Below are 18189 nucleotides of genomic sequence, written 5' to 3' on the forward strand. Positions count from 1 at the left end.
GCACCAATTTCGTGCAGCTCAGCCCAACCCCGGCACGATGTCGCCAAGGCTGAAGGTCACCGGGTGTTCCAGTTGCGCGTAGGTACACGACCGCGGATCACGGTCCAGACGCCAGCGATTGAACTGCGCCATGTGGCGGAACCTCTCACCCTCCATGTGCTCGTAGCGCACCTCGACCACCCGTTCTGGACGCAACGGCACGAACGACAGGTCCTTGCCGGCGTTCCAGCGCGAACCGCCCTGGTTGCGACGGGCGGTGCCCGACGACTCCTGCTGCGCGGCCCAGTTCCACGGATGGTCGTCGAAAGTGGTTACCAGCGACTGCAATTCGATGAACAGCTGCTTGCGCCTCGCCATCGGGAACGCGCCGATCACCCCGACCGAGGCCAGCCTGCCCGTGTCGGTGTACAGCCCAAGCAGCAGTGACCCGATCGCGTCGTCCCCTGACTTGTGCAACCGGTACCCGGCGAGCACGCAGTCCGCGGTGCGCTGGTGCTTGATCTTGAACATCGTCCGCTTGTTCGGCTGGTAGGTGCCCGCCAGTGGTTTGGCGACGACGCCGTCGAGGCCGGCGCCCTCGAAGTCGTCGAACCACCGCCGGGCGGTGTCGAGGTCGGTGGTCACCGGGGTCAGGTGCACCGACGGACCCGAGTCGCGCAGCGCCTCCGCCAGGGCTTCGCGCCGTTCGCCGAATGGCCGCCCGGTGTAGTCGTCGTCGCCGAGGGCGAGCAGGTCGAAGACGATGAGACTCGCCGGTGTCCGCTCGGCCAGCATCGCCACCCGCGAGGCGGCCGGGTGCAGGCGCAGCTGCAGGGCGTCGAAGTCCAGACCATGGTCGGTGGCGACGACGATCTCGCCGTCGACGACGCAGCGGGGCGGCAGCTCCGCGGTCACCGCGGCGACGACGTCGGGGAAGTACCGCGTCAGCGGCCGCTCGTTGCGGCTGCCGAGCTCGACCTCACCGGCGTCGCGGAAGCAGATCGTCCGGAACCCGTCCCACTTCGGTTCGTAGGAGGCGCCCGACGGGATGTCGGGAACCGACTTGGCCAGCATCGGCGACACCGGCGGCATGACGGGGAGGTCCATCGCCTCATTGTCGTCGAGGTGATGCGCACGGCGCCGGCAAGGGTTGAGGACGCCAAGACGTCCCTCTCGTTCACGGGACCCGCAGTGGTGGAAGGCCTGCCACGTCGTCTCTCGCAGGTAAGATCGGATGCCGATATCGGATTCGTCACTAACTGGGCGTGGAGGGATGGATGAGAGAGTTTCAGCGCGGCGCAGTGCGGCTGCACATCCTGCATCACGCCGCGGTCGAGGACGTCCACGGTGCCTGGTTGACCGAGGAGCTAGCGCGCCATGGCTACGACATCAGCCCCGGCACCCTGTACCCGACATTGCACCGTCTGGAAGCCGACGGTCTCCTCACCTCCCAACAGCAGGTCGTAGACGGTCGCACCCGGCGGGTCTACCGGGCGACGAAAGCGGGCAAGAAGGCGCTCGCCGAGGACCGTAAAGCCCTGGCGGAGTTGGCCCGTGAGGTTCTCGACGAGCATTGACGGCCCCGCACCGAGCCAGTTCACGCCGTAGTCAGCGGCGCGTCAGAGTTCGGCGCAGACCGTAGATCACGGCGCCCAGCGCGATGACGGCGGCGCCGGTGAGCACCGAGGCCAGCGGTAGCGCGAACGCCAAGACCACACAGCCCGCCACGCCGACGATTGGCACGACCCGGGCAGGACGGCCCTCATCCGGGGTCAAGGTCCAGGCGGCGGCATTGGCGATCGCGTAATAGATCAGCACCCCGAATGAGGAGAAGCCAATCGCGCCACGCACGTCGACGGTCGCCGCGACCACGATCACGACCGCCCCGACGGCCAGCTCGGCGCGATGAGGGACCTTGAACCGCGGGTGCACCGCGGCCAGCACGTACGGCAAGTGGTGATCGCGGGCCATCGCCAAGGTGGTGCGCGACACCCCCAAGACCAGGGCCAGCAGTGATCCCAACGCCGCGATCGCCGCGCCGGCCTGCACCACCGGCACCAGCCAGTCCACACCCGAAACTCGGACTGCATCGGCCAGCGGGGCACTCGAGGAGCCCATCCGGTCAGCGCCCAGCACCGCCAGCACCGCGACCGCGACCACCGTGTAGACGACCAAGGTGATCCCCAGCGCCAGCGGGATCGCCCGAGGAATGGTGCGAGCCGGGTCGCGGACCTCCTCACCAAGCGTGGCGATGCGGGCATAGCCGGCGAAGGCGAAGAACAACAGCCCGCCCGCCTGCAACACCCCACCCACCGTCATGTCGGCACCGATCTCCAGACGGCCGGCGTCGGCATGTCCGGAGGACAGGCTGGCGACGACCACCAGCGCCAGTACTGCTAGGACGACGGCCACGATCACCCGGGTCAGCAGCGCCGACTTCTGCACACCGCGGTAATTCACCGCGGTCAGCGCCACCACGGCAGCGACGGCAACCGCATGGGTGTACGCGGGCCAGACGTAGGCGCCGACGGTCAATGCCATCGCCGCACACGACGCGGTCTTGCCGACCACGAACGACCACCCAGCCAGATAGCCCCAGAAATCGCCCAACCGCTCCCGCCCGTACACGTACGTGCCGCCGGACTTGGGATATCGGGCGGCCAACCGGGCCGACGATGTCGCGTTGCAGTACGCCACCACCGCGGCGACCGCCAAGCCCACCAACGCCCCGGTCCCGGCTGCCGCCGCAGCCGGCCCCAGCGCGACGAAGATGCCCGCCCCGATCATCGATCCAAGACCGATCACCACCGCGTCGAACACACCCAGCCGACGCTGTAACTGCGGCTGATCGTCCTGTGGCCGTGTCGTCATCGCCCTCCGCCCCGTGATGCCGTCGATTCTTCGGTAACGATATCCGATATCGGTAGGCGTTACCGGGCGAGACCCCGGTTGTTCAGGTCGTCAACGGCGCCGACGTCTCTGGCGCGGCCGGAATTCACCGATATGACGGCTCGATGCGGTCGCTGTGCGGCCAACGGGTTGATGCCTCGTGAAAGCCGTTGCCTTGCTTCGGATTCTCGGACCCGGAGATCCAGGATGCCTTCCTCCAGCGCGGCGACCTCGCTGAGCCAGGCTCGCTCCTTCGCCTCGACGAGGCCCTGCTTGGCGTTCTCGGGCCTCTCACTGAGGCGGCTCGACTGAACAGGGTCGACGTGCAAGAAGCGGCATCGGGTAGGTCGAACGCGTAACTTCGAACCGTGAGTGGACTGCAATCCGGCGCCGCCAGCTCCCGCAGGTATGACATTGATCCCGATCCCGGGTCTACGTGAGTATGGGAACCGTGCACCTACCCGTGATGCCGCCCGTCGAACCGATGCTGGCCAAGGCGGCCGGCAAGGTACCCGACGATCCGGGGGTGTGGTCCTACGAGCCGAAGTGGGACGGCTTTCTTCACTGGACTTGTCAACCCAGGTGTGGTGGTCGCTCCGCCATCGCACCCCTCTGACAAATCAAGAGGGCTGATTACTTTCTGAGTGCTGACGATGCGCCGGTCACGTTCTCACCACGCGAAGCGAAGCGCGAGAACTGTTCGCCAATCCGGATCTGCAGTTGGCCGCCAAAGCCGACGTCAAACGCTGGGTGCTCACCCACAAGTACACCGACCTCGCCGACGAATTCCGAAGTCGTATAGAAGCTTCCAGCCCGTTCCCGCCGGTCCATTCGAGTCTCAAGTAACGAGCCCGAGAACCGGAAGAAAACCGACCAGGAACGTCGAGCACTCAACACCGCTACTTCGGGCGCCGGTAACCGCCTACGCGAGAATCACCCACGAACTGCATACCGCGCTGCCTGATCGGACCGCGTCACCATTACTGGCCGAAAAGGGGGAGACAAGTCACCGCAACTGGGTCGTTGACTAGTTGGGCTCAATGCGTCGCTCCGCCCCTGGGTGGTGAACGGACGGACCAAGCTGAGGGGGACTTGCGCACTCGTAGCTCTCATGAACCGCAGGTTCTGGTTCGTTGCCGCGCACATCCGTGGCGGAGTTGCTCGCGACTCGGTTCGATCGACGGAGGATTCGTCGGATGAGGAGGCCGATCACAACGAGGACCACCGCCAGTGCGACGACGAGATTGTTGATGTTTCCGGTTGCGCGTGCGAGCCAACCCTGGAGCGCGACTTCGGTGTCGGCGCTCAGGAAGCCGCCCAGGTTTGCCGTGCCAGCGGTGAGCAGGAAGAGGACTCCGATGCCTATGAAGAGCGTTCCGGAGATTAGCGAGGTGGTGTGGGTGTGGATCGGGCCGACGCGTACCGCTTGCCCCCGCAACCACTTTCGGTGCCCGAGGTCGAACTTGTCCCACAGTGCTGCGAGCACGGCGAGTGGCAGCGTCATCCCGGCGGCGTAGATGGCCATGAGGAGCGCACCGTACGGGGCGTCGCCGCCGGCCACCGCAACGGTCAGGACCGCGCCCAGGAGGGGCCCGGAGCAAAAGCCCGCCAGTCCGTAGACGGTGCCCAGGATGAACACCGACAGACGGTTGGTGATGGCTGTTGCGCCGGTGATGCGGTGTGCGATTCCGACGTTGAATCCCTTGCCCATCAGGATCATCACTCCGAACGCGATGATGACCCACGCGCTGACGAAGGTGGTCTGGGATCGGTAGGTGGTGATAGCCGATCCGAAGGCACCCACCCCGGCGCCAAGCGGAACCAGCACCGCGGCCAGTCCCAGGAAGAAGATCCCGGTGCGTGCCAGCAGCGTTCCGAGGCCGTCGAACGCGTAGGCGAAGAACGACGGGAGGAGCAGTGCCGAGCATGGGCTGAGAATCGCGAGGAGGCCACCCAGGAAGGCGCCGAGGACGCCGATCTGCGTCATGAGCTGGCGGGCCGCCCTGCGGCGAGGTTGTCGATCAGAGTGAAGAACACCTCGGGCGGTTGCGCTCCGAGTACCGGTGTGCCGTGAACGGAGAACGCTGGCGTGGAGGATATGCCAAAACGGTTGGCGACCTGCAGGTCGGCGTTGATCGCGGCGTCGTAGGTGTTGCTCGCGGCGTCGGCGGTGAAGCGTGCCAGGTCGGGAACGCCGGCCTGTTGGGCGAACTCTCGAAGTGCTGCCGGGGTGAGGTCAGGGTGGCCTTTGGGGGGTGCGGCCTGGTAGACGGCGTTGACGAACGGCCAGAACCTACCCTGGGCGGCGGCGGCCCGCCCGGCGCGGGCGGCGGCCATGGACTGCTCACCGAAGATCGGCATGTCGCGCCATTCGATGCGCAGCACGCCGCTGTTGACGTACTTGTCGACTAGTTGAGGTTCGGTGGTTCGCGTGAACTGCGCGCAGAACGGGCAGCGGAAGTCGGCGAACTCGATGAACGTCACAGGCGCGGTGACCGAGCCTTGTGCCATGGGGTCATTGGGTTGGCGTCGCGCCAGATCGCCTAGTGGACCGAGCGGCGCGGCAGCAGGTGCGCCGACTGCGGCTGAGGTCGCGGTCGATGTCCCCGCCGCCGATGCGGACGTATCGCTGGCGTGTTGTCGCACCACCAGAACGGTGATGATGATCAGTGCGATGACTATCGCTACGGCGAGCAGCGCAAGGTCGCGACGTCGTGACGTCTCGGTCGGTGGGTGTTCAGGCACTCGGTTCCCTTCTTGGTGACGTTGACGGCGGGGGGCCATCTCTGACCGTTTCGTGCTGCGTGTGGACTTACGCCACGTCGAAGGTGGCGGTTGCCCATGAGTTGTTGGCATATCCCTTCGGATTCCACAGTGTCGCAGCGGATTCGGGTTGGGTGGAGCCGGTGCTGTCCCAGGCGCGGACGGTGACGTGCAGCGCTCCGGGTGCCGCGCAGAGCGCGAAGGACCACAGCCGCCAGCTCCACTTGCTGTACGCGGGTTCCAGGTCCGCTTGAGCCCACGAGGTGCCGCCGTCACAGGACACGTCGACGCGCTCGACGGTGCGGTCGTCCCCGGCCAGGGCGTAGCCGCGCAGGGTCACCGGTCCTGCCGGCACCGTCGCACCGTCTTCGGGTGCCAGGATGTCGCAGTTCAGCGCGACCGAGGACAGGGAGATGCCGTCCCCCGGCTCTGCGGTGTCCGGGTCGGCGTCGGCGGGCAGGATGCGGTAGGCGGTGGCCTGGAAGAAGTTGTCCGACGGTTCGGGTTGCACGGTGATCGACGTGATCCACTTGATGCTGCGGGCGCCGATGTATCCGGGAACCACGACGCGTACCGGTCCGCCGTGTACCCGGGGCAGGGGTTGACAGTTCATCCCCCAGGCCAGCAGGACTTCCTCGGACATGGCCTTGGTCAACGGAATCGACCCGCCGTAGGGTTGCGTCGGGGTGGCCAGCTCGGAGACGTCGGGGGCGCCGAACGCCACGTGAAGCGACGCGTCGATCTTCACGCCGGCGGCCTGGAGAACGTCGCGCAGGCGCGCTCCGCGCCATTCGGCGGTGGAGGTGGCTCCCGGACCCCAGGGGTCCTCTCCCGGGATGTCGCGAACTTGGTTGTATCCGGTTCGGCGGTTTCCCGCGCATTGCAGGGTCGCGATCACCGCGTGGGTGCGAAAGCGGCCGGTCAGTTCGGCGAAGGACAGGGCCAGGGGTTCGGCCACCAGGCCGTCGATCCTGAGCTGCCAGTCGACCGTGGCGAGTTCGGGGATGGGTCCGTGGTTGCGGCTGTAGAAGGTGTCCACCGGGGTGACGTCGCGCCCGGACAACGCCGACGGGGCGGGTTCGGCGTTGAACGGTGTCTCTTCGTGGACGATGGTGTCGGGCCGCTTGCTCCACATCGGTGGCTCCTCTCTCGGGGTGGGGTGACACCGCGGTTGGGTCGACCGGATCAGCGGGCGAGTTCGATGCCGGCGGTGGTGACGACGTAGATCGCGATGACGAGCAGCAGGATCGCGAAGCTGCGGGTGAGGGCGTTGCCGGAGATCCGGTCGCTGACCGCGGTGCCGGCGAAGGACCCGGCGACGGCGGCCAGGGTGAAGGGGATGACGATCTGCCAGGGGATGCTGGCGGTGCCGAGTCGTTCGGCGAAGGCGCCGGCGCTGGTGATGGCGATGATGACCAGCGACGTGCCGACGGCGACGGGCATCGAATACCCCAGCGCCAGCACCAGGGCCGGGACGATGAGGAAGCCGCCGCCAACGCCCAGGAAGCCGGTGAGGAATCCGACGACCAGCGCGGCGGCGACGAGCTTGCTGGCTTGCGCGGTGGTGACCCGCGGCTTCGTGACGGTGGCCACGGCCCCTGGTGAACGTGAAACATCGGCAACCGGTTTCGCGTCAGTCGTCGAGCGGTCGTCGGATTCGGGCGCAGTGCATTTCCTGGTGCGTCGCAGCATCGCGACCGCGGCCACCACCATCAGCGAAGAGAACGCGATCAGCAGGATCTGCGGGTCCACGGCGCGGTTGAGGATCGAGCCGCCGAACGCGGTGACCGACCCGATGATCCCGAATACCGCCGCGGCCTTCCACCGGACGTGTCCGCCGCGGGCGTGGGCGACCGCGGCGATCACCGAGGTGATGCCCACGATGATCAGCGAGGCGCTTGTCGCGGACTGCGGGCCCACGTGAAGCAGGGACACGAGCACGGGCACGGTGAGGATGGATCCGCCGCCCCCGAGGGCGCCCAGGCAGAGGCCGATCAGGACTCCGCAGGCGATGGCGATGGCGACGGTGGACATCTCAGATGACCGTGCCGGGGGTGCCGTCGTCGCGGAGAACGGGGTGTCCGGCCTTCTGCCAGGCCGTCATTCCTCCGGACAGGTTGTGCACCGCCAACCCGGCAGTGGCCAGTTTCGTAGCGGCCTTGCTCGACCGACCTCCCGAGCGGCAGACCACGACCAGCGGCCCCATGTCGGTGTGCGCGGAGGGATCGAGGTCGCCGAGGGGCACGTGCACCGCATTCGGCGCGTGACCTGCGGCCCATTCGTCGTTCTCACGGACGTCGATCAGACTTGCCGTGCCCGCGTCGATCATCTGCTGGGCGGTGGCGGGGTCGACGTCCTGCACTGGTTCGGCCATGCGATTCTCCTTTACTCGGTGATGACGTTTAGCTCCGTGACAATGATTCGGCGGTGAGGAACCGGTACCCCTCACTGGGTGAGAAGCGGGCACTCACGGTGAAGCGGTCACCGCGAATTACGGTGTGGCGCAGCTCCACCGGGCGTTCGTCCATGAAGCTCAGGCGTCTGATCGCCAGTGCAGCCGACCGCTCGTCCAGATCGAGCAGGGTGGCGTCGGCGGGTTCGGGCACCACCGCGGTGACGTCTTCGCGGCCCCCGGTGAGTCGGATGCCGCAGCGCGTGTCGAGTTCGATGTAGAGCGCAGTGTGGGTGAAGCTCGCCTCGAGAAGGGGTTCGGCGAGCTCGGCGGGCAGCCAAGCGGAATCCAGCGCCAGCGGTAGGTCACCGGCCATGCGGAGGCGCTCCAGATACACCAGGGGGGCCTCGGGGCCCATCTCCAAGGTCGCGGCCACCGCCGCGTCGGTGCGGATCTCCAACGCCCGTACCACGCTGTACTGGGTCAGGCCGGTGGCTTCGACCGCGGCGAAGAGGCTGTACAAGGCTCCGAGGGGCTGCTCGATGACCGGTACGTCGGCCAACCGGGTGGCGCGGCCGCGTTCGGCGATCAGCACGCCGTCGGACCGCAGGTGACGCAGCGCCTCACGCACGGTGTGACGACTCACACCGTAAGCAGCGGTCAAGGCGTGTTCGCCGGGAAAGCCGTCGGTGAACTCCCCAGCGGCGATGCGCTCGACGAGATCGTCGCGCAGCTGGGCCCACAACGGCAGTGCGCTGGACCGATCCATGCGACCGCTCAGATCATCATCGGCCACGCCGAACCTCCACTTCGGGAAACACTGCTCGCCGCCCTTGATTGCTCCCGGGAGGGTGCATTCGCGGCGAACACCCGCTACTCTAACCTAATGTACGTACATCCGTACGCCCGTTCAAGGAGTGATTGCCGTGCAGGTTGAAGTGATCTCTACCGAGGATCTCGGTGACCGCAGCTATCTGGTCCACGACGGAACCGCCGCGGTGGTCGTCGACCCACAACGCGACGTCGACCGCGTCGAGAAGGTGCTCGCCGACCTCGGGGTCCAGTGCGCGATGGTCGTGGAGACCCACATCCACAACGACTACGTGACCGGCGGCTACGACCTGGCCATGCGCAGCGGGTGCCCGTACGTGGTCAACGCCGCCGACGAGGTGTCCTTCGCCCGCCTCGCGGTGCGCGACGGCGATGAACTCACCGTCGGCGCGATGACCATCCGCGTCATGGCGACCCCCGGTCACACCGACACCCACCTGTCCTATGTGATCTCCGAAGGCGGCGAGACTCCGGCAGTGTTCACCGGCGGCTCGCTGCTGTACGGCAGCGTCGGGCGGACCGACCTCGTCGACGTCGACCGGACCGAGGAACTGACTCGCGCGCAATATCATTCGGCCCGTCGCCTGGCCGCCGAACTGCCCGACGCCACTCCGGTCTATCCGACGCACGGCTTCGGCAGCTTCTGCTCCTCGGGGTCGGCCGCCGGCGGCGACGGCGGCACCATCGGTGAGGAGAAGACGCGCAACGACGCGCTGGTGACCGAGGACGAGGACGCATTCGTCGACACCCTGATCGCCAACCTCAGCGCCTATCCGGCGTATTACGCCCACATGGGCGGCCTCAACCGTGGCGGACCCACCGCACCGGACCTGTCGCCCCCGGCGGTGTTGGAGGCCGAGCAACTGCGCCACCGCATCGATGCCGGGGAATGGGTGGTCGACCTCCGGGATCGCACCGCCTACGCCGCGTCCCACGTCCATGGCAGTGTGGGCATCGCACTCGGACAACAGTTCTCGACCTACGTCGGCTGGCTGATGCCCTGGGGCACACCCCTGACACTGATCGGCGAATCCGCAGAGCAAGTCGCCGACGCCCAACGGATGCTGGTCCGCATCGGCGTCGACGAACTCCAGGGCAGCGCCACCGGATCGGCGGAGGAGTTGAGCGCCGGCACGGCACCGTCGTCCTACCCGCGGCACACCTTCGCCGAACTCCCCGGTGCCCTCGTCGACGCCGGCTCCGCCACCGCATCCGACGCGGTGCTGCTCGACGTGCGCCGCGACGACGAATACGCCACTGACCACATCCCCGGCGCCGCACACGTCCCCATGCACCACCTGCTGGACCGACTCGACACCTTGCCGCCCGGACAACTGTGGGTGCACTGCGCCAGCGGCTACCGCGCCTCGATCGCGGCGAGCCTGCTCGACCGCGCCGGTCGTGACGTCGTCTTCATCGACGACTCCTTCGACAGCGCCGTCGACGCGGGGCTGACCAAGAAGTCCTGAGGCATACCCGCACCAGCTTCGACCTGAGGAGGTCTTTCCACATGACCAGCACCATCAGCCACCAGGTCGCCGTCATCGGCGGCGGCAACGCCGGCATCTCCCTGGCCGCCCGACTGCGGCGCGCCGGCCTGACCGACATCGGCATCATCGAACCCGCCGAATCGCACTACTACCAACCGTTGTGGACTCTCGTCGGCGGTGGCTGCGCACCAGCAGCCGAGAGCAAGCGCACCGAGGCCTCGGTCATGCCCCAAGGCGTGGGCTGGATCAAGGACCGCGCAGAGCAGATCGACCCCGACGCCCAAACTGTGTCCACCGCGTCGGGCACCACCGTGCACTACGACCACCTCGTGGTCTGCCCTGGCATCCAGCTGGACTGGACCGCCATCCCCGGCATGGCCGAATCACTGGACACCCCAACGGTATCCAGCAACTACCGCTACGACCTCGCCCCCAAGACGTGGGACCTGATCCGGAAGATGCGCTCGGGTACGGCGATCTTCACCATGCCCGCCGGCCCGATCAAGTGCGCCGGGGCGCCGCAGAAGATCGTCTACCTGGCCGCGGACTACTGGCGCCAACAGGGCGTTCTAGACGCCATCCGCGTCATCCTGGTCATTCCCACCCCCGGCATGTTCGGGGTGAAGGTGTTCGCCGACGAACTGGAACGCGTGGTCGCCAAGTACGGCATCGAGGTCCGCAAGAACAGCGAAGTCACCACCGTCAACCCCGACACCCGCACCGTGACGATCACCGACAACGCGGCCGAGACCACGCAGGAGGTCGGTTACGACATGCTGCACGTGGTGCCCCGTCAGTCCGCACCGGACTGGATCAAGGCCAGCCCCCTCGCCGACCCCGACAATCCCGGGGGCTACGTGCAGATCGACAAGAACACCATGCGCCACATCAGGTTCGACAACGTCTTTGCCTTGGGCGACGCCGGATCCTCACCCAACTCCAAGACCGGCGCCGCGATCCGCAAACAAGCCCCGGTCGTCGCGGCCAACCTGCAAGCCAGCCTGGCAGGAAAGCCACTGACCGCCAGCTACGGCGGCTACGCGTCATGCCCGCTGACCACCGCGCGCAACAAGATGCTGCTCGCCGAGTTCGACTACACCATGCAACCCGCACCATCGATCCCACTCATCGACACCACCCACGAGCGCCGCGACATGTGGTACCTCAAACGCCGGGGACTACCTGCGATGTACTGGAACCTCATCCTCACCGGCAGGGCATAGGGCGGCCATGTTGATCGCGTCGGCGTGGGACGCCTACTACGCCGGGGTCGAGCACCCCTTCTGCACGGCCACCTCGACGGCGCTGACGTCTCGGATCGACCGGCTCGCGCCGGGGCGGGCGATCGACTTGGGCTGCGGCCTCGGACGGCACGCCCGCCATCTCGCCGAATCGGGCTGGTCGGTCCAAGCCGTGGACTTCTCCCGCGTCGCCATCGAAATCGCCTCCACAGCAGAAGGACCCAAGGTTGGCTATCACGTCGGCGACGTCACACGGTGGCGACCAGCCGAGCCGGTCGACCTGATCCTGGTCAGCTACCTGCACCTGCGGATCGATGACCTCGACGCACTCCTGGCCGCGGCCAGGACGTGGCTCGCGCCCGGCGGGCACCTGCTCTACCTCGGACACGCCCACCACGTCGCCGTCGACGGCACCGGCGTGCACGTGATGTTTCCCGACATCGCCGACCTGGCCCGCGCCTGTGCTGGCATGCGCATCGACGAAATGGCCCACGTCGTTCACGCCCACCTGGACACGAACACCGTCGACGTCCTCCTGCACGCCCGAAGCTGGTGGAGCCAGGACACCGCACTGCCCATGGCCTTGGCGGGTTCCGACGCACCGCCGCGCACGGCAGACCGGGCCGCTTCGCCCGCTCCCACCGCCAACGCCGGTGTCACCGACCCCCCGGGTGGCGACGTCGTCGCCCACGGCACAGCACCGGTGCGCACGGTTGCTCAGACACCTGAATGGGAAGGATTCGACGAGGTCGAGTAATGCACACCAACGCTGAAGCAGACCGGATCGACAGACGATCGCCCGTCACCCGACGTCACGCGCTGACGTTGTTGACCTTCGGGGTGGTTGCGCCTGGGGCACTTGCGGCCTGCGGAGGCCGGACGACTGAACAAGCTGGTGCCCCGCCCGCACCGCCACCGCCTGCGGCCGTCAGTTATCAGCCCCCCAACGCCGCCCGCGACATCGCCCCCACGATGCCCGCCGGGGTCGCAGTCAGCAACGGCTGGTTGCAGCGCATCACCTTGAGCACCAGTGACGGAGCCCCCGTAAACGGTGTAATCAGCCGCGATCGCACGACGTTCACCGTCACCGCGGCAATGGACTACGCCACGTCCTACACCTGGGCAGGCTCAGCGGTCGGCCGCGACGGCAAGGCGGTCCCACTGGCCGGGAGCTTCACCACCGTCGATCCGCAGACTCGAGTCAACGGGCAGTTCCAACTCACCGACGGCCAAGTGGTCGGCGTCGCAGCGCCGATCATCATGCAGTTCGACGCGGCCATCGGCGATGACGCGAAACCCGCCGTCGAACGCGCCCTGACCGTCACCACCACCCCGACGGTGGAGGGCGGCTGGGCCTGGCTGCCCGATGAAGTCGGCGGCTCCCGCGTGCACTGGCGTACCCGGGACTATTACCCCGCCGGGACCAAGGTGCACGTCGCGGCCACCACCTATGGCGTCGATTTCGGCGACGGCGCATTTGGCGCCCGCAACTCGACGTTGGACGTCGAGATCGGCAGGCGACAGGTGGTCAAGGCCGACGTCTCCTCGCACCGGATCCAGGTCCTCACCGACGCCGGCGTCATCCTCGACCTGCCCGCCAGCTACGGGGAGGCCGACCTGCCACGCAACATCACCCGCAGCGGCATCCACGTCGTCAGCGAAAAGTACGAGGACTTCTACATGTCCAACCCCGCCGCCGGGTACTTCGACGCGCACGAACGCTTCGCAGTCCGAATCTCCAACAACGGTGAGTTCATTCACGCCAATCCCAGCACCACCGGAGTGCAGGGCAGCAGCAACGTGACCAATGGCTGCATCAACCTCTCGACCGACAATGCCCAGCAGTACTTCGACACCGCCATCTACGGAGACCCCGTCGAGGTCACCGGCACTTCGGTCGAGCTGTCCTACGCCGATGGCGACATCTGGGACTGGGTAGTGAATTGGGACGACTGGAGGGCGATGTCGGCGGTCCCGCCAGCAGGCGTGGTCTCCCGCGCCGGTCAGACGCCCAACTCTCCATGACCTGGCGACCACCACGCTGGCCAGGTCGACGCACTCGAGGTTCCCGCACCGCCCAGACCAGCAAGGAGAACGACGATGGCCACTGACGACGATGATCAGCCCGGGCTCGTCATCCACCTGAGCAGCGGTGCGGAAGACGATTGGCGCACGGCCTTGCGCTATGCGGCCAACTTCACCGCCGCCGCCGGCGGCGGCCGTCGGGTCGACGTCGTGGTCAACGGCCCCGCGTTGAGTCTGGTCCTCGCCGACTCGATTCTGCACGGCCAGGTCAGCGAGCTGTACGCGCTCGGGGCAGTCGAATTCAGTGCCTGCGCCAACACCATGGCCGCCCAAGGGGTGGAGTCCACCGAGCTGCACCCCGCCGCCCGCGTCGTCGCGGCCGCGGTAGTGCACCTCGCGCAACGCCAATGGGCCGGTTGGGCCTATCTGCGCCCATGACCGTCTCAGCAATTCCCCTGCGGCCGTTGCTTACCTGGCCCCGCCGGCGGTGGATCGCCGCCGGCGCCGCCGCGCTGGCGACCATCGTGTTGGTCGGCGTGCCCACCGACCTCATCGACACCCCGCTGTTCTCCCGCGAGGTACCGCCGACCTGGTGGTCCTGGCCGGTCCTCATGCTGACCGCGACGTTGACGGGACTTCTGGTCGCCACCTACGTCGCCACGCCGCCCGCCACCGGGTCCGACCGCTCGGCGTCGCGTGCCGGGGGTGTCGGCGGGCTCCTCAGCTTCTTCGCCGTCGGCTGCCCGGTGTGCAACAAGCTGGTTCTGTTGGCGTTGGGCACCAGCGGTGCGCTGCGATGGTTCCAACCCGTGCAGCCCGTGCTGTCGGTCGCGGGGCTGCTCCTGCTCGGCTGGGCGTTGCGTGCCCGGCTGCGCACCGAACAGGCGTGCCGCATGCCGCAACGCGCACGGTCGTGATTGGGCCAGGGGCAGCTCCAGGGTGTCGCCGGGCGTCCTCGCGGCAGGGAGGTGGGAACGTGGCGTTCAGCGCCGAAGCGACATGAGACATCTGAGAAGCCCTTTGGCCTTCGGTGCCGCGATCCTGGTCACCGGCGTGTTCAGCGGACTGATCGGTGGATCGGTGACGTGGCTGGTCCGTGCCGTGCAACACCTCGTCTACGGCTACGACCAGGGGCCGCTGGTGGCGGGCATCATCGCCGCGTCCAGCGAACGCAGGATCCTCGGCCCTACCCTGGGGTGCGCTCTGGCAGGACTGGGGTGGTGGCTGTTGCGTCGCACGACTTCAGTACCAGCACTGGATGATTCGATCCGCGTGGGTCGCCCGTTCCCGGCGCTTCTCCTGGTGGGTGATGCGCTACTGCAGGTGCTCGCCGTGGGCTCCGGCGCCTCGCTCGGTCGAGAGCAAGCGCCCCGGATGCTCGCCGCGGTCGGTACCGGACTGTTCATCCGCACCGGCTCCATTCCTCCTGCGCAACGACGGATGCTCCTGGGCGGGGCTGCTGGGGCAGGGCTTGCGGCGGTGTACAACGTGCCGGCCGCCGGTGCCCTCTTCGCCTGCGGCATCGTATTGCGCACCTGGCGGCCGCAAGCCATCCTCGTCGCCACCGCCACGTCGAGCATCGCGACGGTGACCGTATGGCCTCTCACTCACGGTGCCGCTACGTTCGACTGGCCAGCAACGGATTTCACGTCGGGCACAGCATCGCTCGCCGTGTCCGTGATCCCGGTCGCTGCCGTTCTCGGCGGTGCCTTCATCTGGCTCACCGAGCGCGCCAAACCACCGATCACGCCGGCGTCCTGGACGCTGATCGGGACCGTGGGGCTGGCGGGTCTGACCACGGGAGCGGCATCGACGTGGCTGCCGCAGTTGCCGGGCAACGGCAAGAGCATCGTGCTCGAAAGCCTCAATGGTGCAGGCCCACTGGTAGCACTCACCCTCGCCGTCGTGCTCAAGCCGGTGCTCACCGCTTTGTTCCTACGGGCGGGAGCGGTGGGCGGAATGATCACCCCCGCGCTGTCGACCGGCGCCGCCGCTGGCGCGTTGATCGCCCTCACCGTCGATCAGTTCGGGGGGCATGCCAGCGTTCCCATCATGGCTCTGGCGGGAGGTGCTGCGATGCTCGCAGTCACTCAGAAGGCGCCTCTCTTCGCCGCGGTATTCACCGCCGAACTCACCCACCCACCAACTCAGATGTACGGGGTGCTCGTCGGGGTCGCTGCCGGCGCGCACGTCGTCGGCAAGCTGCTGTGGCGGTGCGCTCGATGAACGGCACCAGTCGACGGCGACCAAGGCATCGAGTCCCGCGTTGGGCGTCGCTTCCGGGTCGTTGCGCACTAGCCAGGCACACCGCTGTTCCTTGGCCGTGGCCTCGCCTGCCGCAACTGATCCTGGGATGTCGATGTCAAATACCTGGATTTTCATGGGGTTTGGTCGATCCGCTAGGTTGACGCAGGTGTCGCGTCGAGATGCGGTTGGACGAGCCGGGCATCGTGGTGGGGACGTGAGGAAGGTGAAGCGACCGTGACTCTGGCGTATCTGCCCAGCCCGGTTCAGGGTGTCTGGCATCTGGGGCCGATCCCGATCCGGGCGTATGCGTTGTGCATCATCGCCGGGATCGTCGTCGCGATCTGGCTGACCCAACGGCGGTGGACGGCCCGTGGGGGTAAATCCGAGGACGTCGTAGACGTCGCGTTGTGGGCCGTCCCGTTCGGCATCGTCGGCGGACGCCTCTACCACGTCATCACCGATCCCGAGCTGTACTTCCTACCGGGGCGCGACCCGTTGCGGGCGTTCTTCATCTGGGACGGCGGCCTAGGGATCTGGGGGGCGGTCGCCCTCGGCGCAGTGGGTGCCTGGATTGGTTGTCGACGCCGCAGCATCGACCTGCTGGACTTCGGCGACGCCTTGGCGCCGGGCTTGGTATTGGCCCAGGCGATCGGCCGATGGGGAAACTACTTCAACCAAGAACTCTTTGGACGTCCCACGACCCTGCCGTGGGCACTGGAGATCGATCCCGCCCACCGCCCTGCTGACACCCCGATGATCGGCCTGTATCACCCGACGTTCCTCTACGAATCGGTGTGGAACGTCGCCGTCGCGGTGCTGCTGTTGTGGGTGGACCGGAGATTCTCCGTGGCCCGGGGGAGACTGTTCGCGCTGTACGTCGCCGCGTACACCGTGGGGCGCGGCGCGATCGAGGCGTTGCGCGTCGATCACGCGAATCATTTCCTTGGGTTGCGGCTGAATGACTGGACGTCAGTGGTCGTTTTCCTCGCAGCGCTGACGGTGCTCGCGTGGCCGCGCCGTACCCAGGCCGTCACCGAGAACCGCGATGCCGTCGACAAGGTGATGCGTAACGGGCCACCCGCGGTCGACACGACGAACTGACATGACCACGGCCCTAAGCGTTGGGTATACCCCATTGGGTATCCTGGACTTCGGGACGACCGCATCGACGGACGTCATGACGACATCGGGGTTACGGACATGGTCGATGATGATGACAGCGTGGCGCTCATCCTCAACCGCCTACGGCGCGCTCACGGCCAACTGGCTGGGGTCATCTCGATGGTCGAGCAGGGACGCGAGTGCAAGGACGTCGTCACACAGTTGGCGGCGGTGTCTCGAGCGCTGGATAAAGCAGGATTCAAGATCGTCGCGACAGGAATGCGCCACTGCCTCATCGGGGAAACACCAGACGGCGGGCAACCGTTGACCGAAGCCGAACTCGAGAAGCTCTTTCTCGCACTGGCCTGACGGCGCTCATCGCACGACGGATTCACGGACTGATCACACGGATGCGCAGTAACACCCGCGCGCATGGCGCAGCTGTCAGATTCGTTGAACTTCACCGTAATTCGCCCGACCTCATTGCGATCGCAGAGTAGCGGTCGGCTGCCTACTGCGTCACCCGCACCGTGGGCCAGGCCCAACGTTGGTACAGGCGGATGCACCCCGTTGCGGCGAAGAGTCTCATCGCCGCGGCACCCGTTGTCGCAGCGATGCTCTGCGACCACTGAGCATTGTGCCGAGTCATCGAGAAGCAACCAGCTGGGCCACGATCGATTGCACATCGCATACCGCGCCCCTGTTGTAGGGCAGCTTGGCCAACATCATGCCCATCGCGCACGTATTGGACACTGCTGCGAAGGTCAACCCGCCACCGATCCCCGCAGCCAGCCACTTGAGCCGCGGCACCGCGAGACTCCCGAGCACGCTAGCCAGGACAATCGAACCGGCGACCAGGCGGACCTGCCGTTCCAACTCCCACTTCTGCGCCCCCCGATTGACGTCGTAACCGTTGCCTTCCCAGGCAGTCATGCCGCCGCCGAGGACGTGAACGTTCGATAGTCCCGCTGCGCGCAGTGATTCCTCCGCCTGAGCTGCCCGCTGACCCGATCGGCATACCAGCACGACGTCCTCGTCGAGATGGCGACGAATCTCGTCCCGGTGTTCCCGCAGTAGATCCAGGGGCACGTTATGGGCGCCGGGGATGTGCGACGATTCGAACTCGCCGGGCGTTCGAACGTCGAGCAGACGGAGGCGCGCCGCGGATTCCAGCAGTCCCCTCAGGTCGGTCGCTGCGACGGTCATGGATGGGCTCATCTTGATCCTCTTG

At 67.0% G+C, this 18189-nt stretch carries 19 protein-coding genes and 1 pseudogene; 11 read left to right on the top strand and 9 right to left on the bottom strand.

Annotated features, from left to right (window positions below; translation table 11 throughout):
- Window positions 1–18 precede the first annotated feature (18 nt).
- Complete coding sequence (locus tag SBI80_RS08840) at window positions 19–1086, bottom strand: ATP-dependent DNA ligase (RefSeq protein ID WP_318974085.1); 1068 nt, start codon at window positions 1084–1086, stop codon at window positions 19–21.
- Between the two features lie 170 nt (window positions 1087–1256).
- Between SBI80_RS08840 and SBI80_RS08845 the strand changes: the two genes are divergently transcribed.
- The gene (locus tag SBI80_RS08845; RefSeq protein ID WP_318974086.1) at window positions 1257–1556 is read left to right on the top strand and encodes an Rv3488 family transcriptional regulator; all 300 of its coding nucleotides are present in this window, start codon (window positions 1257–1259) and stop codon (window positions 1554–1556) included.
- A 31-nt stretch (window positions 1557–1587) separates the two neighbouring features.
- Here the strand turns inward: SBI80_RS08845 and SBI80_RS08850 are convergent, their stop codons facing one another.
- Window positions 1588–2850 (bottom strand): APC family permease, encoded by a 1263-nt coding sequence (locus SBI80_RS08850; protein ID WP_318974087.1) that lies wholly within the window; start codon window positions 2848–2850, stop codon window positions 1588–1590.
- 460 nt (window positions 2851–3310) lie between these two features.
- Between SBI80_RS08850 and SBI80_RS08855 the strand changes: the two are divergent.
- A pseudogene (locus tag SBI80_RS08855) lies at window positions 3311–3427 on the top strand (ATP-dependent DNA ligase); the annotation flags it as partial.
- Window positions 3428–3895: 468 nt separating this feature from the next.
- Here SBI80_RS08855 and SBI80_RS08860 read toward each other — a convergent pair.
- From SBI80_RS08860 to SBI80_RS08885, 6 genes are read right to left on the bottom strand one after another with little or no spacing between them, the layout of a single operon-like run.
- The gene (locus SBI80_RS08860) at window positions 3896–4855 is read right to left on the bottom strand and encodes a cytochrome c biogenesis CcdA family protein (RefSeq protein ID WP_318974088.1); all 960 of its coding nucleotides are present in this window, start codon (window positions 4853–4855) and stop codon (window positions 3896–3898) included.
- Window positions 4852–5652: a DsbA family protein gene (locus tag SBI80_RS08865; protein WP_318974089.1), complete on the bottom strand. Its 801-nt coding sequence runs from the start codon at window positions 5650–5652 to the stop codon at window positions 4852–4854. Before SBI80_RS08865 ends, SBI80_RS08860 begins: the two co-directional genes overlap by 4 nt.
- A gap of 28 nt (window positions 5653–5680) precedes the next feature.
- Entirely contained in the window at window positions 5681–6766 is a 1086-nt protein-coding gene (locus tag SBI80_RS08870) for a sulfite oxidase (protein WP_318974090.1), read from the bottom strand.
- A gap of 50 nt (window positions 6767–6816) precedes the next feature.
- Window positions 6817–7665: a sulfite exporter TauE/SafE family protein gene (locus tag SBI80_RS08875; RefSeq protein ID WP_318974091.1), complete on the bottom strand. Its 849-nt coding sequence runs from the start codon at window positions 7663–7665 to the stop codon at window positions 6817–6819.
- A gap of 1 nt (window position 7666) precedes the next feature.
- Window positions 7667–8005 carry a rhodanese-like domain-containing protein gene (locus SBI80_RS08880; RefSeq protein WP_318974092.1) on the bottom strand — a complete coding sequence of 113 codons (339 nt, stop codon included), beginning with the start codon at window positions 8003–8005 and terminating at the stop codon, window positions 7667–7669.
- Window positions 8006–8033: 28 nt separating this feature from the next.
- Window positions 8034–8819 (bottom strand): GntR family transcriptional regulator, encoded by a 786-nt coding sequence (locus SBI80_RS08885; protein WP_318974093.1) that lies wholly within the window; start codon window positions 8817–8819, stop codon window positions 8034–8036.
- Window positions 8820–8949: 130 nt separating this feature from the next.
- Between SBI80_RS08885 and SBI80_RS08890 the strand changes: the two genes are divergently transcribed.
- The 9 genes from SBI80_RS08890 to SBI80_RS08930 all read left to right on the top strand — a co-directional run bounded on the left by SBI80_RS08890 (window position 8950) and on the right by SBI80_RS08930 (window position 17327).
- Window positions 8950–10323: an MBL fold metallo-hydrolase gene (locus SBI80_RS08890; RefSeq protein WP_318974094.1), complete on the top strand. Its 1374-nt coding sequence runs from the start codon at window positions 8950–8952 to the stop codon at window positions 10321–10323.
- Window positions 10324–10364: 41 nt separating this feature from the next.
- A complete protein-coding gene (locus tag SBI80_RS08895) occupies window positions 10365–11567 on the top strand; it encodes an NAD(P)/FAD-dependent oxidoreductase (RefSeq protein WP_318974095.1) in 1203 nt (400 codons plus the stop codon).
- A gap of 7 nt (window positions 11568–11574) precedes the next feature.
- Complete coding sequence (locus SBI80_RS08900) at window positions 11575–12342, top strand: class I SAM-dependent methyltransferase (RefSeq protein ID WP_318974096.1); 768 nt, start codon at window positions 11575–11577, stop codon at window positions 12340–12342.
- On the top strand, window positions 12342–13610 hold the full coding sequence (locus tag SBI80_RS08905; RefSeq protein WP_318974097.1) for a L,D-transpeptidase: 1269 nt from the start codon (window positions 12342–12344) through the stop codon (window positions 13608–13610). Before SBI80_RS08900 ends, SBI80_RS08905 begins: the two co-directional genes overlap by 1 nt.
- A 75-nt stretch (window positions 13611–13685) precedes the next feature.
- A complete protein-coding gene (locus SBI80_RS08910) occupies window positions 13686–14048 on the top strand; it encodes a DsrE family protein (protein WP_318974098.1) in 363 nt (120 codons plus the stop codon).
- Complete coding sequence (locus SBI80_RS08915) at window positions 14045–14527, top strand: hypothetical protein (RefSeq protein ID WP_318974099.1); 483 nt, start codon at window positions 14045–14047, stop codon at window positions 14525–14527. The genes SBI80_RS08910 and SBI80_RS08915 overlap by 4 nt, the downstream gene beginning before the upstream one ends.
- 82 nt (window positions 14528–14609) lie before the next feature.
- Window positions 14610–15836 (top strand): chloride channel protein, encoded by a 1227-nt coding sequence (locus SBI80_RS08920; RefSeq protein ID WP_318974100.1) that lies wholly within the window; start codon window positions 14610–14612, stop codon window positions 15834–15836.
- A gap of 255 nt (window positions 15837–16091) precedes the next feature.
- Window positions 16092–16958, top strand: a complete 867-nt coding sequence (gene lgt / locus SBI80_RS08925) for a prolipoprotein diacylglyceryl transferase (protein ID WP_318974101.1) — start codon at window positions 16092–16094, stop codon at window positions 16956–16958.
- A 99-nt stretch (window positions 16959–17057) separates the two neighbouring features.
- Window positions 17058–17327 carry a metal-sensitive transcriptional regulator gene (locus tag SBI80_RS08930; protein ID WP_318974102.1) on the top strand — a complete coding sequence of 90 codons (270 nt, stop codon included), beginning with the start codon at window positions 17058–17060 and terminating at the stop codon, window positions 17325–17327.
- A 276-nt stretch (window positions 17328–17603) separates the two neighbouring features.
- Here SBI80_RS08930 and SBI80_RS08935 read toward each other — a convergent pair whose 3' ends face one another.
- Complete coding sequence (locus SBI80_RS08935) at window positions 17604–18164, bottom strand: rhodanese-like domain-containing protein (protein WP_318974103.1); 561 nt, start codon at window positions 18162–18164, stop codon at window positions 17604–17606.
- Window positions 18165–18189: the final 25 nt, after the last annotated feature.

Origin of the sequence: Mycolicibacterium sichuanense, assembly GCF_033741125.1 — a bacterium.
Lineage (GTDB): Bacteria > Actinomycetota > Actinomycetes > Mycobacteriales > Mycobacteriaceae > Mycobacterium.

What these genes read in the sequence shown, in the direction of transcription:
- SBI80_RS08840 (WP_318974085.1), bottom strand. Translation starts at nt 1,086, where the DNA reads ATGGACCTCCCCGTCATGCCGCCGGTGTCGCCGATGCTGGCCAAGTCG.
- SBI80_RS08845 (WP_318974086.1), top strand. Translation starts at nt 1,257, where the DNA reads ATGAGAGAGTTTCAGCGCGGCGCAGTGCGGCTGCACATCCTGCATCAC.
- SBI80_RS08850 (WP_318974087.1), bottom strand. Translation starts at nt 2,850, where the DNA reads ATGACGACACGGCCACAGGACGATCAGCCGCAGTTACAGCGTCGGCTG.
- SBI80_RS08860 (WP_318974088.1), bottom strand. Translation starts at nt 4,855, where the DNA reads ATGACGCAGATCGGCGTCCTCGGCGCCTTCCTGGGTGGCCTCCTCGCG.
- SBI80_RS08865 (WP_318974089.1), bottom strand. Translation starts at nt 5,652, where the DNA reads ATGGCCCCCCGCCGTCAACGTCACCAAGAAGGGAACCGAGTGCCTGAA.
- SBI80_RS08870 (WP_318974090.1), bottom strand. Translation starts at nt 6,766, where the DNA reads ATGTGGAGCAAGCGGCCCGACACCATCGTCCACGAAGAGACACCGTTC.
- SBI80_RS08875 (WP_318974091.1), bottom strand. Translation starts at nt 7,665, where the DNA reads ATGTCCACCGTCGCCATCGCCATCGCCTGCGGAGTCCTGATCGGCCTC.
- SBI80_RS08880 (WP_318974092.1), bottom strand. Translation starts at nt 8,005, where the DNA reads ATGGCCGAACCAGTGCAGGACGTCGACCCCGCCACCGCCCAGCAGATG.
- SBI80_RS08895 (WP_318974095.1), top strand. Translation starts at nt 10,365, where the DNA reads ATGACCAGCACCATCAGCCACCAGGTCGCCGTCATCGGCGGCGGCAAC.
- SBI80_RS08900 (WP_318974096.1), top strand. Translation starts at nt 11,575, where the DNA reads ATGTTGATCGCGTCGGCGTGGGACGCCTACTACGCCGGGGTCGAGCAC.
- SBI80_RS08905 (WP_318974097.1), top strand. Translation starts at nt 12,342, where the DNA reads ATGCACACCAACGCTGAAGCAGACCGGATCGACAGACGATCGCCCGTC.
- SBI80_RS08910 (WP_318974098.1), top strand. Translation starts at nt 13,686, where the DNA reads ATGGCCACTGACGACGATGATCAGCCCGGGCTCGTCATCCACCTGAGC.
- SBI80_RS08915 (WP_318974099.1), top strand. Translation starts at nt 14,045, where the DNA reads ATGACCGTCTCAGCAATTCCCCTGCGGCCGTTGCTTACCTGGCCCCGC.
- SBI80_RS08920 (WP_318974100.1), top strand. Translation starts at nt 14,610, where the DNA reads ATGAGACATCTGAGAAGCCCTTTGGCCTTCGGTGCCGCGATCCTGGTC.
- SBI80_RS08930 (WP_318974102.1), top strand. Translation starts at nt 17,058, where the DNA reads ATGGTCGATGATGATGACAGCGTGGCGCTCATCCTCAACCGCCTACGG.
- SBI80_RS08935 (WP_318974103.1), bottom strand. Translation starts at nt 18,164, where the DNA reads ATGACCGTCGCAGCGACCGACCTGAGGGGACTGCTGGAATCCGCGGCG.